Source organism: Acidovorax benzenivorans (assembly GCF_028680575.1).
Taxonomy (GTDB): domain Bacteria; phylum Pseudomonadota; class Gammaproteobacteria; order Burkholderiales; family Burkholderiaceae_C; genus Acidovorax; species Acidovorax benzenivorans.
Window position 1 is genome coordinate 25,472 of sequence record NZ_JAPCKI010000002.1, and the last position, 14,283, is coordinate 39,754.

General features: G+C 67.2%; 15 protein-coding genes. All 15 read left to right on the forward strand.

Annotation, left to right across the window (positions count from 1 at the left end):
• Positions 1-107 precede the first annotated feature (107 nt).
• The 15 genes from OIN59_RS03590 (at position 108) to OIN59_RS03660 (ending at position 13,677) form a co-directional block, all read left to right on the forward strand.
• The gene (locus OIN59_RS03590; protein ID WP_270174407.1) at positions 108-2,162 is read left to right on the forward strand and encodes a conjugal transfer protein TraG; all 2,055 of its coding nucleotides are present in this window, start codon (positions 108-110) and stop codon (positions 2,160-2,162) included.
• Positions 2,159-2,617, forward strand: coding sequence for a CopG family transcriptional regulator (locus OIN59_RS03595; RefSeq protein WP_270174406.1), 459 nt, complete (start codon positions 2,159-2,161; stop codon positions 2,615-2,617). Before OIN59_RS03590 ends, OIN59_RS03595 begins: the two co-directional genes overlap by 4 nt.
• The gene (gene trbB, locus OIN59_RS03600) at positions 2,614-3,633 is read left to right on the forward strand and encodes a P-type conjugative transfer ATPase TrbB (RefSeq protein WP_270174405.1); all 1,020 of its coding nucleotides are present in this window, start codon (positions 2,614-2,616) and stop codon (positions 3,631-3,633) included. The genes OIN59_RS03595 and trbB overlap by 4 nt, the downstream gene beginning before the upstream one ends.
• Positions 3,630-3,962: a TrbC/VirB2 family protein gene (locus OIN59_RS03605; protein ID WP_270174404.1), complete on the forward strand. Its 333-nt coding sequence runs from the start codon at positions 3,630-3,632 to the stop codon at positions 3,960-3,962. Before trbB ends, OIN59_RS03605 begins: the two co-directional genes overlap by 4 nt.
• The gene (locus OIN59_RS03610) at positions 3,959-4,243 is read left to right on the forward strand and encodes a VirB3 family type IV secretion system protein (protein ID WP_270174403.1); all 285 of its coding nucleotides are present in this window, start codon (positions 3,959-3,961) and stop codon (positions 4,241-4,243) included. Before OIN59_RS03605 ends, OIN59_RS03610 begins: the two co-directional genes overlap by 4 nt.
• Positions 4,244-4,256: 13 nt before the next feature.
• Positions 4,257-6,698, forward strand: a complete 2,442-nt coding sequence (gene trbE / locus OIN59_RS03615) for a conjugal transfer protein TrbE (protein WP_270174402.1) — start codon at positions 4,257-4,259, stop codon at positions 6,696-6,698.
• The gene (gene trbJ / locus OIN59_RS03620) at positions 6,695-7,426 is read left to right on the forward strand and encodes a P-type conjugative transfer protein TrbJ (protein WP_270174401.1); all 732 of its coding nucleotides are present in this window, start codon (positions 6,695-6,697) and stop codon (positions 7,424-7,426) included. The genes trbE and trbJ overlap by 4 nt, the downstream gene beginning before the upstream one ends.
• A gap of 7 nt (positions 7,427-7,433) precedes the next feature.
• On the forward strand, positions 7,434-7,721 hold the full coding sequence (locus tag OIN59_RS03625; RefSeq protein WP_270174400.1) for an EexN family lipoprotein: 288 nt from the start codon (positions 7,434-7,436) through the stop codon (positions 7,719-7,721).
• Positions 7,718-9,088, forward strand: coding sequence for a P-type conjugative transfer protein TrbL (gene trbL / locus OIN59_RS03630; protein ID WP_270174399.1), 1,371 nt, complete (start codon positions 7,718-7,720; stop codon positions 9,086-9,088). Before OIN59_RS03625 ends, trbL begins: the two co-directional genes overlap by 4 nt.
• Positions 9,089-9,104: 16 nt before the next feature.
• Positions 9,105-9,809, forward strand: coding sequence for a conjugal transfer protein TrbF (gene trbF, locus OIN59_RS03635; RefSeq protein WP_270174398.1), 705 nt, complete (start codon positions 9,105-9,107; stop codon positions 9,807-9,809).
• Positions 9,806-10,834: a P-type conjugative transfer protein TrbG gene (gene trbG / locus OIN59_RS03640; RefSeq protein WP_407655051.1), complete on the forward strand. Its 1,029-nt coding sequence runs from the start codon at positions 9,806-9,808 to the stop codon at positions 10,832-10,834. The genes trbF and trbG overlap by 4 nt, the downstream gene beginning before the upstream one ends.
• Positions 10,835-10,836: 2 nt before the next feature.
• Positions 10,837-12,108 (forward strand): TrbI/VirB10 family protein, encoded by a 1,272-nt coding sequence (locus OIN59_RS03645; RefSeq protein WP_270174397.1) that lies wholly within the window; start codon positions 10,837-10,839, stop codon positions 12,106-12,108.
• Positions 12,105-12,365 (forward strand): DUF2274 domain-containing protein, encoded by a 261-nt coding sequence (locus OIN59_RS03650; protein WP_270174396.1) that lies wholly within the window; start codon positions 12,105-12,107, stop codon positions 12,363-12,365. The genes OIN59_RS03645 and OIN59_RS03650 overlap by 4 nt, the downstream gene beginning before the upstream one ends.
• A gap of 272 nt (positions 12,366-12,637) precedes the next feature.
• Complete coding sequence (locus OIN59_RS03655) at positions 12,638-13,138, forward strand: helix-turn-helix domain-containing protein (RefSeq protein WP_270174395.1); 501 nt, start codon at positions 12,638-12,640, stop codon at positions 13,136-13,138.
• Positions 13,135-13,677 (forward strand): hypothetical protein, encoded by a 543-nt coding sequence (locus tag OIN59_RS03660; protein ID WP_270174394.1) that lies wholly within the window; start codon positions 13,135-13,137, stop codon positions 13,675-13,677. The genes OIN59_RS03655 and OIN59_RS03660 overlap by 4 nt, the downstream gene beginning before the upstream one ends.
• Positions 13,678-14,283 lie beyond the last annotated feature (606 nt).

The window sequence follows — 14,283 nt, forward strand, 5'->3', positions numbered from 1 at the left end:
ACGCCCAGATGGGTGGCCTGTGCGACGCATCAATTCCAAACTCCTGCGATGCGTGCTGTGGGCACGCACGCACATGGCGCGCGCAGGCGCCGAAGGAACCAGCGGGCATGGCATCTCGATCCTATATCGGCGAGCACGGCGCATCCAGCGGGCACACGGGCATCCTGTTCGGCCAGATCGCGGCTGTCACGGCTGTTGCCCTGGGCGGCGTGTGGGCCGCCACGCAGTGGAGCGCACACGCGCTGGGCTACCAGGCGCGCTTGGGGCCGCCGTGGTTCTTCGCGGCGGATGTGCCGGTCTACGAACCCTGGAAGCTCTTCGAATGGTGGTACTGGTACGACGCTTATGCGCCAGAAGTGTTCTTGCGCGGAGGTGTCATCGCGGCGTCTAGCGGGTTGCTGGCCACGGGCGTGGCCATCAGCATGGCGGTATGGCGCTCGCGCATGGCCCGGCGCGTTACCACTTACGGCTCGGCCCGCTGGGCCGAGCACGAGGAGATAGCCAAGGCCGGGCTGACCGGCCCGGCAGGTGTCTTTCTGGGACGTGCGCCATCGAAGGAGGGCAGTTACTTGCGCCACGAGGGCCCGGAGCACGTGATGGCCTTCGCGCCCACGCGCTCGGGCAAGGGCGTCGGTTTGGTTGTGCCCACGCTGCTGTCCTGGCATGGCTCGGCCGTGATCCATGACATCAAGGGCGAGAACTGGCAGGTGACGGCCGGCTGGCGCTCGCGCTTCTCGCACTGCCTGCTGTTCAACCCGACCGATGCGAAGTCGGCAGCGTACAACCCCCTGCTCGAAGTGCGGCGCGGCGCGCACGAGGTGCGTGATGTGCAGAACATTGCGGACATCCTGGTGGATCCCGAAGGCGCGCTGGAGCGGCGCAACCACTGGGAGAAGACTTCGCACGCGCTGCTGGTCGGCGCCATCCTGCACGTGCTCTACGCCGTGGAAGACAAGACCTTGCGCGGCGTCGCCAACTTCCTGTCCGATCCCGCGTGCCCGTTCGAGGTGACATTGCACCGGATGATGACCACGCAGCATCTGAGCGATCAGGTGCACCCCGTCGTGGCCTCGGCCGCGCGTGAGGTCCTCAACAAGAGCGATAACGAGCGCTCGGGCGTGCTGTCCACCGCCATGAGCTTCCTGGGCCTGTACCGTGATCCGACGGTGGCCGAAGTCACCTCGCGCTGCGACTGGCGCATCGCAGACCTGATCTCGGCCGAGCATCCGGTGTCGCTGTACCTGGTGGTGCCGCCCTCGGACATCAGCCGCACCAAACCTCTGATCCGGCTGATCCTCAACCAGGTGGGCCGGCGCCTGACCGAATCGCTGGACGGCTCGGACGGCATCGCGCGGCGCCACAAGCTGCTCTTGATGCTCGACGAGTTTCCTGCGCTGGGCCGCCTGGATTTCTTTGAGTCGGCTTTGGCTTTCATGGCGGGCTATGGGCTGCGGGCCTTCCTGATCGCGCAATCGCTCAACCAGATCGACAAGGCCTATGGCCCGAACCACTCCATCCTCGACAACTGCCACGTGCGCATCGCGTTTGCCACCAACGACGAGCGCACGGCCAAACGGATCTCGGATTCGCTGGGCACCGCGACCGAGTTGCGTGCGCAACGCAACTACGCGGGGCACCGGCTCGCACCGTGGCTGGGGCACCTGATGGTGTCGCGCCAGGAGACGGCGCGCCCGCTGCTCACGCCCGGCGAGGTGATGCAACTACCGCCCGACGATGCGGTGGTGATGGTGTCGGGCCACCCTCCAATCCGTGCGAAGAAGCTGCGCTACTACCTGGACCGCAACTTCACGGCCAGAGTATCGCCAGCACCGGTCCTCGCGGGTGGGGTCTATGCGGATCGGCCCGTGGTGCGCCTGGACGACTGGAGCACGCTGCCCGTGCTTGTGGTTCAGTCAGCTGCAGGGGCCGGCGACGCTGCCGGCCTTGCCGACGAGGGCGGCCACCAGCTCAAGCCGGAATTGGAGGTGGTGGAGAAACCCATGCATGAGCCCGATGCCGGCGACCTGATCCTGCTCGACGACGAGCGCGATGACGATGGCGCGCCGCTGCTGCCGCGTGATTTCGACCGCCAGTTGGAGCGCGACTTGGTGCGCACTGCGCGTCTGGCCGCCCTGGACCCTGACGACGGGATCGCCCTATGACCCGCGCTCGCCTGAATATCTTCGTTGAGCCCGAGCATGCGAAGCGCCTGGAGGACTTCGCCGCGCACCGCGGGGTTTCGAAGTCGTCGGTGATCGCGGCAGCGCTGGCCTCGTTCCTGTCGCCCGATGCCATGGACCAGCGCGAGGCGGCCATGGCCAAGCGCTTGGACCGGCTCTCGCGCCAGTTCGACCGACTGGAGCGCGACCAGTCCATCCTGATCGAGACCCTGGCGCTGTACCTGCGCCATTACCTCACCCTGGCACTGCCGGTGCCCGAGCACCAGCAAGACGCCCTGCGCGCGCAGGGGCGAGCGCGCTATGCCCAGTTCATCGAACAGCTCGCGCGTCACATCCAGCGTGGGCGCAGCCTGGTGCGCGAGATCCATGAGGAGATGGGCCCGTCGGAGGAGGCTGCGCCAGTTGGAAACGAAGGCAATGGGGAGGGTATCGCATGAAACGCATCGACGGTTTGCCTGGCGATGAACCCGCTCAGCGCCGCATTCGCATGCTGCGCACTGCCATGGGGCAAGAGATCGCGGAAGCGCTCGAAGATCCTGAGGTGGTCGAGGTGCTGCTGAACCCGGACGGCTCGCTCTGGGTAGACCGGCTGGGCACCGGCCGCTCGCCCACGGGGCACGTGATCCCGCCGCCGGTGGCCGAACGCATCATCCGTCTGGTTGCCGCTCACGTGCGCGCCGAGGTGCATTCTGGCGCGCCGCTGCTGTCGGCCGAACTGCCCGAGACGGGCGAGCGCTTCATGGGTGCCTTGCCGCCCATCGTGCGTGCGCCGTCCTTCGCCATCCGCAAACGGGCGCTGCGCATCATGACGCTGGCCGACTACGTGGCCGATGGCGTCATGACCGGTGAACAGGCGGCCTTCCTGCGACAGGCCGTGCGGGAGCGCCAGAACATCGTCGTGGCCGGCGGCACCAGCACCGGCAAGACCACGCTGGCGAACGCGCTGCTCGATGAGATCGCGGTCACCGGCGACAGGGTGCTGATCCTCGAAGACACGGTGGAGCTGCAATGCCGCAGCGACGACTTTGTTGCCATGCGCACCGAACCGGGCGTCAGCACGATGGCCGACCTGGTACGCGCCACGCTGCGGCTGCGGCCGGACCGCATCGTGGTGGGCGAGGTGCGGGGCGCCGAAGCGCTGGACCTGCTCAAGGCCTGGGGCACCGGCCACCCCGGCGGCGTCGCCACCGTGCATGCGGGCTCGGCCCATGGCGCGCTCACGCGTCTCGAACAGCTCGTGCAGGAGGTCAGCGTGACCGTGCCGCGCGCACTGATCGCCGAAGCCGTGCACGTGATCGTCTTCATCGCCGGACGCGGCCATGCGCGCCGCGTGCGCGAGATCGTGCGCGTGATCGGCCACGGCAGCCAGGGCTACCAGCTCGATGCCTCTCTGGGGCCTGCGCTCCCCTCTATTTCCACACCACCGTCATCCACCACAGGAGAACCGACATGACGATTCCGCGTCTATCCGTAAAGCCGTATCTGCCAGCAGCGGCTCTGGCCGCATTGCTTCTGGTCGTGGCGCTGCCCGCGCACGCGGCCGGCTCCAGCATGCCCTGGGAGGCGCCGCTGCAGTCCATCCTCGAATCCATCCAGGGGCCGGTGGCCCGCATCGTGGCGGTGATCATCATCATCGCCACGGGGCTGGCGCTGGCCTTCGGCGATACCTCGGGCGGGTTCCGCAAGCTGATCCAGATCGTCTTCGGGTTGTCGATCGCCTTCGCGGCGTCCTCGTTCTTCCTGTCGTTCTTCTCGTTCTCGGGCGGGGCGGTGCTGGCATGAGCGCGCAGGGGATCGCTCCTGGGTTCGAGGTGCAGGGCTTTGAGGTTCCTCTTCACCGTTCGCTGACAGAGCCCATCCTGCTCGGCGGCGCGCCGCGCACGGTGGCGATCGCCAACGGCACGCTGGCCGCCGCCGTGGGCCTCGGGCTGCAGCTGTGGATTCCGGGCCTGGTGCTCTGGATCGCCGGCCATTCGCTGGCGGTCTGGGGCGCGCGCATGGATGCGCAGTTCATGGCCGTGTTCGCGCGGCACATCAAGCACCGTCCCTTGCTGGACGTGTGAAGGAGAGGCCGCTATGCTGAACCTCACCGAATACCGCCAGCGCCCGGCGCTGCTGGCCGACTGGCTGCCCTGGGCCGGCTTGGTCGCACCGGGTGTCGAGTTGAACAAGGACGGCTCGTTCCAGCGCACGGCGCGCTTTCGCGGACCGGACCTGGACAGCGCGACGCGGGGTGAACTCGTTGCCACGTCGGCGCGGCTGAACAACGTGCTGCGCCGCCTGGGTTCGGGCTGGGCGCTGTTCGTGGAAGCCGAGCGGTGCGAAGCCGCGGACTACCCCGAATCGTCCTTCCCGGAGCCGCTGTCATGGCTGGTGGACGAGGAGCGGCGCGCCGGCTTCGAGGATGCCGGGAGCCATTTCGAGAGCCACTACCACCTGACGCTGCTGTACCTGCCGCCGGAGGAATCGAGGGCGCGCGCGGGCCGGCTGCTGTACGAGAACCGCAAGACCGAAGGCGTGGACTGGCGGGAGCGTCTCGAAGCCTTCGTCGCCGAGTCCGAGCGCTTCCTGGGGCTGCTGGAAGGCGTGATGCCTGAGATCGGCTGGCTGGACGATGCGCAAACGCTGACCTATCTGCATGGCTGCATCTCGACGGCCCGGCATCCGGTGACCGTGCCCGAGGTGCCGATGCACCTCGATGCGCTGCTGGCGGACCGTCCGCTGGTGGGAGGGCTCGCGCCCATGCTGGGCGATGCCCATCTGCGCGTGCTGACGATCCGCGGCTTCCCGACCTCGACCTGGCCAGGGATCCTCGACGACCTCAATCGCCTGGGCTTCGCCTACCGCTGGAGCACGCGCTTCCTCTGTTTGGACAAGGCAGAAGCCGAGAAGGAACTGGGCCGCCTGCGCCGCCAGTGGTTCGCCAAGCGCAAGAACATCGTCGCGCTGCTGCGCGAGACGATCTTCAACCAGGAGAGCCCGCTGGTCGATACTGACGCGAGCAACAAGGCGTCCGATACCGACGCGGCGCTGCAGGAACTGGGCAGCGACCAGGTGGCCTTCGGCTACGTCACCGCCACCGTGACGGTGATGGACCGGGATGCTGCTGCCGCCGATGAGAAGCTGCGACAGGCCGAACGCGCGATCCAGGGGAGGGGCTTCGTCACCATCCCCGAGACCTTGAACGCCGTGGAGGCCTGGCTGTCCTCGATTCCGGGCAACGTCTACGCCAATGTGCGCCAGCCCATCATCTCGACGCTGAACCTCGCGCACCTGATGCCGCTGTCGGCCGTGTGGGCCGGGCAGGAGCGCAATGCACACCTCGACGGGCCGCCGCTGATCGTGACGCGCACCGACGGCGCGACGCCGTTCCGGCTGGTCACGCACATCGGGGACGTGGGCAACACGCTGCTGGTCGGCCCCATCGGCATGGGCAAGTCGGTGCTGCTGGCGACCCTGGCGCTGCAGTTCCGGCGCTATCCCGGCTCGCGCATCCTGGCCTTCGACATGGGCCGTTCCATTCGCGCCACCGTGCTGGGCCTGGGCGGCGATCACTACGACCTGGGCACGGATCCGGAGGATGGTGGAGCGATCGCCTTCCAGCCGCTCGCGCGCATCGACCGGGAGGGCTACCGCGCCTGGGCGGCCGAGTGGATCGAAGGGCGGCTGCTGCAGGAGGGCGTGGCCGTGGGGCCGCCCGAGAAGGATGCTGTCTGGTCGGCGCTGAACAGCCTGGCCAGCGCCCCGGTGGAGCAGCGCACGATGACCGGCCTGTCGGTGCTGCTGCAGAGCAACGCGCTGCGCCAGGCGCTGGCGCCCTACGTGCTGGGCGGCGCCCATGGGCGGCTGCTCGATGCCGATGCCGACCGGTTCGGCACGGCGGACGTGCAGGGCTTCGAGATGGAGGAACTGATGCCCAGCAAGGCCGCGGTCATGGCCGTGCTGGGCTACCTGTTCGCACGCTTCGGCGAGCGCTTCGACGGCGCGCCCACCCTGCTGATCCTCGACGAGGCCTGGCTGTTCCTGGATGACCCGGTGTTCGCGGCGCGCATCCGCCAGTGGCTCAAGACGCTGCGCAAGAAGAACGTGTCGGTCATCTTCGCCACGCAGAGCCTGGCGGACATCAAGGATTCCGCGATCGCGCCCGCGATCATCGAAAGCTGTGCGAGCCGCATTTTTCTGCCCAACTCGCAGGCGACCGAGCCACAGATCCGGGTGATCTACGAAGGGTTCGGGCTGAACAGCCGGCAGATCGACATCGTCGCTACGGCTCAGCCCAAGCGCGACTACTACTACCAGTCGCGGCTGGGCAATCGTGTTTTCGAGCTGGGCCTGGGGCCGGTGGCGCTGGCCTTCGCCGGGGCATCCACGCCAGAGGACCAGCGGGCCATCGATGCGGTGGTCTCCGCAGCCGGTGTGCCTGGCTTCGCATCGGCCTGGCTGCGCCATCGTGGCCTGGACTGGGCCGCCGATCTCATCCCTTCGTTTCCTTCACCACTTCAGGAGAACACGCCATGAAGAAGACTTTGCTTTCCCTCACCGCTGCCGCGCTCTTCGCGGCGGCTCCGGCCGCGCATGCGCAGTGGGTTGTGATCGACCCCACGAACCTCGCGCAGAACATCCTCACCGCCGCCAACACGCTGGAGCAGATCAACAACCAGATCCAGCAACTGCAGAACGAGGCCCAGATGCTGATGAACCAGGCGCGGAACCTGACCGGGCTGGATTTCAGCGCCTTGTCGCAACTGCGCTCGGCGCTGTCGGCGACGAACCGGCTGATCCGGCAGGCGCAGGGCCTGGCGTTCAACGTGCAGCAGATGGAGGTGCAGTTCAGCGAGCTGTATCCCGAGTCCTTCAGCGCTTCCGTCACCAGTGCCCAGATGGTGTTCGATGCGCGCAGGCGCTGGACCAACTCGCTGGAAGCGCTGCGCACCGCGACCCAGGTGCAGTCCCAGGCGGTGCAGAACTTCGCGGCGGACGAGCAGGCGCTGGCGGAGCTCGTGAACCGCAGCCAGTCCGCCGTGGGCGCGCTGCAGGCCATGCAGGCGACGAACCAGTTGCTCGCCTTGCAGTCCCGGCAGGCGATCCAGGCGCAGCAGCTGCAGCTCACGCAGGACCGGGCCGTCGCGCTGGAGCAGGCACGGCAGGTGGCCGTGCACGAGCGGGCCCGGGAGGTGCGGCGCCGCTTCCTGGGCAGCGGCACGCCGTACACGCCCCAGCCGGTGAATTTCTACGGCAACCCGTGAGGACACCATGAACAGACTTCTTGCCCTTACCGTAGCCCTCACGCTCGCTGCGTGCAGCAAGCCCGACCCCGTCGAATCGGTCGAATCGCTGGTCGCCAATCCCGAGCGCCTGAAGGAACTGCGCGCCGCCTGTAAGGCAGATCACGCCAAGGCGGGTGATGCGCAGTGCAACGCGGTGGCCGAGGCGACGCGCCAGCGCTTCATGCGGCCGACGCCCTCGCCGTACGCGAACGACCCCGTGAAGCCACCGCCGCCGCCCGCGTCGCCACCGGCGGCGAAGGACGGACCGCCGTGAACGACGTCTCGGTCATCGACCGCTTCCTGGACGTCTTCTCGCGCTACATCGACTCGGGCTTCGGCCTGCTGGGCGGGGAGGTCGCCTTTCTCACCGCCACCTTGGTGGCGATCGACATGACCTTGGCGGGCCTGTTCTGGGCCATGGGCCACGCCTCGGGCCAGGGTGACGACGTGATGGCCAGGCTCATCAAGAAGGTGCTCTACGTGGGTGCCTTCGCCTACATCCTGGGCAACTTCAACCGGCTCGCGGGCATCGTCTTCAACTCCTTCGCGAGCCTGGGCCTCACGGCCTCGGGTTCAGGCCTGTCGCAGGGACAACTGCTGCAGCCCGGACGTCTGGCGCAGGTGGGCATCGACGCGGGCCGGCCGATCATGGCGCAGCTCAGCGATCTGACGGGCTTCCCGGAGGTGTTCGCCAACCTCGACGTGATCGCCGTGCTGTTCCTCGCGTGGCTGGTGCTGATCGTGTGCTTCTTCGTCCTCGCGGTGCAGCTTTTCGTGACACTGATCGAGTTCAAGCTGACCACGCTCGCGGGCTTCGTGCTGGTGCCCTTCGCGCTCTGGAACAAGACCTCGTTCCTGGCCGAGAAGGTCCTGGGCAATGTGATCTCGTCCGGTATCAAGGTGCTGGTGCTCGCGGTGATCGTGGGCATCGGGACGGGGCTTTTCAGCGAGTTCACCGTGGCGCCAGGTGCGGACCCCAGCATCGATCATGCGCTGGTCATCATGCTCGCGGCGCTGGCCATGTTGGGCCTGGGGATCTTCGGGCCGGGGATCGCGACCGGGCTGGTGTCCGGCGCACCGCAGCTCGGCGCCGGGGCCGCAGCCGGGACAGCCATCGCGGCAGCGGGACTCGCTGTGGCCGGCGGAGCCGCCGTGGCGGGGGCGGGCTCCGCCGTCGCCGCGGGAGCCCGCATGGCGCCAGGAGCTGCGCGCGCGGCCATCGGCGGCGGTGCAGCGGCCGCGCGTTCGGCTTCCGCGTTGGCCAGCGGCGCCAAGGGCGCCTACCAGGCCGGCGCGGCCGCATCAGGCGGGGGGGCGGTTCGCGCAGCCGGTGCTGGCGTTGCCCATGTGGCGAAGGCCGGCGCCGCAGCTGTGGGACAGCGCATCGCTTCCGGTGCGAAGGCGGTCAAGGACCGCGCAGTCAACTTCGTGGCCGATACGGCGGCGCCGGCCACCGCTTCCGCAGCCAGTGCCGAGGTCGAGGCCTCGCCGGCTTCTGCCTCCGAACCCGCCTGGGCGCAGCGCATGCGCCGCAAGCAGCAGGCGACCCATGCGGCCATGACCACCGCGCACGTGCTGCGCTCGGGCGACCACGCGGGCGGCGGGACTGGCCCCAGCCTGCGCGACGACTCCAGTTCTTGACTTGAAAGGAATCTCCATGCGTTTCAAACGCCCCCTGGTGCGGTATTCGGACAGCCCCGTGCCTGCCACGCCGTACCAAGCTGCCGGCCAGGTGTGGGACGAGCGCATCGGCTCGGCCCGGGTGCAGGCACGGAACTGGCGGCTCATGGCCTTCGGTTCCTTGTCGCTCGCGTTGCTGATGGCTGGCGGCCTGCTGTGGCGCTCGGCGCAGTCCATCGTCACACCGTACGTCATCGAGGTGGACCCAGCCGGGCAGGTGCGGGCGGTGGGAGAAGCCGCTACGCCCTACAAGCCCAGCGACGCGCAGACGGCGCACCACCTGGCGCGCTTCATCTCGCTGGTGCGCTCCCTGTCCATCGATCCCATCATCGTGCGGCAGAGCTGGCTCGATGCCTACGACTACACGACCGACCGGGGGGCGGCCACGCTCAACGACTACGCCCGCGCGGCCGACCCGTTCTCGCGCGTGGGGCAGGAGTCCGTCACGGTGCAGGTCAACAGCGTCGTGCGCGCGAGCGATTCATCGTTCCAGGTGCGCTGGGCCGAGCGGCGCTACGTCAACGGCGCGGCCGCCGGGCTGGAGCACTGGACCGCTGTGCTGTCCATCGTGCTGCAGACGCCTCGTACCGAGGAGCGGCTGCGCAAGAACCCCCTGGGCATCTACGTCAACGGGCTGTCGTGGAGCCGTGAACTCGACGCCTCGCAAGGAGCAAAGCCATGAAGACACATTTGCACAAATCCGTACTGCCGGGGATCCCGCTGGCCGCATTCATGTTCCTCGTCGGCTGCGCCACGCAGGGCAAGCCGCCGCCGGTGATCTCGCTCGATGAGCCGGTGGCCGTTACGGCACAGCCGCTGCCCGACCCACCCAAGCCGATGGAGGTGGTTGCCGTGCCCCAGCCGCTGGCGCTGCCAGCGCAGTTGAAGCCCTTGCCGGAGATCGCGGAAACCAGGCCTGTGCCCGAATCGGCCGACGAGAAGATACGGGTGTCGCGCGCGAACGAGGAAGCGCGCGTGGCGCCCACGCGCGAGGGCTACGTCAATGCGATCCAGGTCTGGCCGTACAGCGACGGTGCGCTGTACCAGGTCTATGCGGCGCCAGGCCGCGTGACGGTGGTCTCGCTGCAGGCCGGCGAGGAGCTTGTGACAGTGGCCGCCGGCGACACGGTGCGCTGGATCGTGGGCGACACGTCCAGCGGCAGTGGCGATGCGTTGCGCGTCAACGTGCTGGTCAAGCCGGTGCGCTCGGGTTTGAAGACCAATCTGGTCATCACGACCAACCGGCGCACCTACCTGATCGAACTGACCTCGACCGAGAAGGTCTGGATGGCCTCGGTGTCCTGGGACTACCCCAAGGACCGCATGCTGGCCCTGCAGCGACAGGCGCACGCAGCGCAGGCGAGCGCGCCGGTCGATACCGGGTTGTCGCTGGAGAAGATCCGTTTCCGCTACGCGGTCAGCGGCAGCAATCCGTCGTGGAAGCCGCTGCGCGCCTTCGACGATGGCGAGAAGGTCTACATCCAGTTCCCGGCGGGCATTGCCCAGGGCGAGTTGCCGCCGCTGTTCGTGATTGGCGCGCAGGGCGACGGGCAGTTGGTGAACTACCGTTTCCGCTCGCCGTACTACGTCGTGGACCGGCTGTTCGGCGCGGCCGAACTGCGCCTGGGTGCCGACAAGGGCGACGTGGTGCGCATTGAACGCACCGATGGTGTGTCCGCTGCGTCGGCTTCGGTGCAAAGGGACTGACTATGAGCCAGGACGACACTTCCGGAATTGCCGCGCCGCCGGCGGGCAAGGTGGCACCCGAGGCGGTGGCGCTGCGCGCCCAGCCGCGCCCGGTGATGCGCCTGAACCGGCGCATGCTGGCGGTCCTGGCCGGTGGCGTTGCCGTGGCCGTGCTGGGCGCCACCATGTGGTCATTGCAGCCGCGCCAGCGTGGCGCCGGTGAGAACACCGAGCTTTACAACGTGGATCGCGTCTCGCGCTCCGATGGATTGAGCCAGCTTCCGTCCGACTACTCGAAGCTGCCGCCCTCGGTGCCCGAACTGGGGCCACCGTTGCCGGGCGATCTGGGGCCGGCCATCGTGAGGTCGCAGTCGCCGGTGGTGGCCAGCTATTCGCCGCCTGGTCATGACCCGGCTGCCGCCGAGCGCGATGCGTTGCGCAAGGAGGCCGATGCGGCGGCGGCTTCGTCGGTGTTCTTCCGGTCGGGCAACCAACGCGCGGCTGCGGTACCGGCGCAGGTCGCTGCGGCGCCAGCTTCCCGCCTCGCGGGCTTCGACCCGTTGGAGGCTGGTCCGGCTTCGACGGCCGCGCAGGCAGATCCGACAGCGGTGCAGAACCGGCAGGACCAGAAAGAGGCTTTCCTGAAAACCGGCTCCACGGAGACCCGCAATTCCGGCAGCCTCAAACTGCCGGCCTCACCGTACCAGGTGATGGCAGGCACGGTGATCGCGGGCGCGCTGGTGACGGGCATCAAGTCGGACCTGCCGGGTGACGTGATCGCCACCGTGACCGAGCCGGTCTACGACACGGCCACGGGGAAATACCTGCTGATCCCGCAGGGCTCGCGCATCCTGGGCAAGTACAACAGTCAGGTGAGCTACGGTCAGAGTCGCGTGCAAGTGGTGTGGAGCCGGGTCATCCTGCCGGACATGTCCTCGTTCCAGTTGGACAACCTCGTGGGCACGGACCCGGCCGGCTATGCCGGCCTGGAGGATAGTGTGGACTGGCATTGGGACCGCGTGTTCGCCGGCGCAGCGCTGACCACGCTGCTGGGCATCGGAGCCGAGCTGGCGGCACCCGAGAACCGCCAGGATGGCAACCGGGTGGTGATTGCCGGGCGCGACGGCCTGCAGGACAGCGTGAACCAGGTCGGACAGGAGATGACCCGGCGCAACATGAACATCCAGCCGACGCTGACCGCGCGGCCGGGGTTGCCGGTGCGCTTGCTTGTGAGCCGAGACATCGTATTGCGACCCTACCAGCCGCTGTTTTTCCAGAGGGGAGGAAGTCAATGAGCAAGGCAGGCCATCGCCTGAGCCTGGGGCCGATACCGAGGCCCGATGCGGTCAAGCTCACGATCACGCTGTCGGCGGAGCTGAAAGCGCAGCTCGATGCTTACGCGGAGGTGCATGGACGGATGCACCAGGCACCGGTGGATGCGGTGGCGCTGATCCCGCACATGCTGGCGGCGTTCATCGCGCGGGACCGGGGATTCAAGTCGAGGCTGAATGGCAAAAACCCAGCGGCCAAGGCTCAGACGCCTGCGGCGTGAGCTGGCTTGTTGTTTTCTGGCGCTGGCCACCATCTAGAATTTCGCCTATGGGGGGTGTTGATGCCCTCCAGTGGAAGGTGGCGTCGCCTCCCACCTGGGCGGTGTGTGCGCCCCCCGAAGAAGGATGCAGGGTAAGCACATCAAGCGATAGCACACGGAACATAGATAAGCGGGTGGGAGGTGCAGGTGCCTCCCTGGGGTACGGCCTGATCTCCGGGATCGCGGCCTTGGCTTGCTTATGCTGAGAGCCATCGAACGAACTGGAGATTGTCATGAGCGTTGCAGCAGTCGCACCTGTACCCGAGCTGGAATCCGATCCGAAGGCCGCGGTGCGAGAAAACGAAAAGAAATGGGGCAAGCCCCTGATGGATGCCGGCTGGACCTGCATTCCCAGCACCATCATCCTGCGTCAGCAGGCGCTGGGCCTGGACCCGGTTGACATGAATATCGTGCTGGTGATCGCGGCGCACTGGTGGAAGGCCAATCAGCTCGCATTTCCGTCCAAGAAGCTGATCGCCGACACGATCGGCAAAGACCCGACCACGGTGCGCCGGCGGCTGGCAAAGTTGGAAAAGGACGGAATGATCGAGCGCATCCTGCGGCCGCAGCCGGGCGGGCGCCACAACTCCAATGAGTATCGACTGACTGGCCTGATTGCTGGGGCGGAGCCGCTTGCGAAGGAGGAAATCGCCAAGCGCGCCGAGGGCAAGACTTACCGGAAGGCGCGTGCGGTCAAGAAGGGACTGGGCCTCGTGTCCGTGGTCAAACCATGATCGCATGGAGGCCATTCGTCCATGAGGGCACGAACTACGACCTGTCCCACCTGCACCCCTTCGTGCATACGTTCGAGCAGGCCGCACAGGCCGGCAAACCGGCGCGCGTTTATCCGGTCCAGGTGATCTTCAGCCTGCATTGCTTCACGCGCGGCGCGGACGGGATTGAGGACCCGAAGGGGCCACTGGGGTACGCGGATTCGCGCGAGACGCGCGTCTTTGATTTCGGGCGCTACGCACAGTCCCAGCAGTTGCCCGAGATCGTGCGTGCCTTGCCCACATCACCGTGTTTCCACACGGACCACGGCAACTTCTTCACAGTGAGGCTGCTCAACGCGGCGACTGGACAGGAGGACACCTACGAGGTGTACTTCACCGCCTCGCGGTCCAGCTCGAAGGCTGTCCCGTTGAACCTGTTCGTGCAGAGCGCCTACGTGCGCGACAGGCTGCATACCAACAGGCCGTCGCGCAAGAAGATCGGGTTCTTCGTGATCCTGCACAACACGCTGAACGGCCGGCCGATCAAGGCGCCGAAATGAAAACGCCCTCCACAGGGGAGGGCGTTGGAAAAAATCGGACCTCTTGGCTATCCCTACGCTTGGGTGGGGGCCCCTTACGGGGTGGGATCAACGCACAGCTTTCGCTGCTCCGTTCATACGCTGATGCATCGATGATAGCGCATCGGGGAGGACCACGCAACCGCCTCTGGGGGGCGCGGACGCCCGCCAGGGCGCTTGCCGGGGTTCGCCGCCGCCCTCTCTGGTGGCCCGGCATGCCCTCCGCTGGGATGCCCTTCTTCAGGGTACACGGACCGCCTGAATCGTGAGACAATCACATCCAGACTCGTGGTTCGATTCCACAGTTCCTCTTGGTTGGTCTGGTGTACCCAACGATGTACCCAGAGAACAGGAGAGATGAGAAAAGCTAGTGTTGGCACGGGTTGCGGACGATTTTTCGAACCAGCCCCAGGCCACCAAACAAAAGCCCTTGATTTGCAAGAATCAAGGGCTTTTTCAATTTCGCGTCGCCAAAGCAGGGTCACGCCCTACATGGCCGGTGTGGCATGCCGCAGTCCCGCTGTTGCCCTGGTCGGGCTGCCGCTGGCACCGCGCGCCGCATTCTTTGTTGTCTTTCCCCACGCTTCC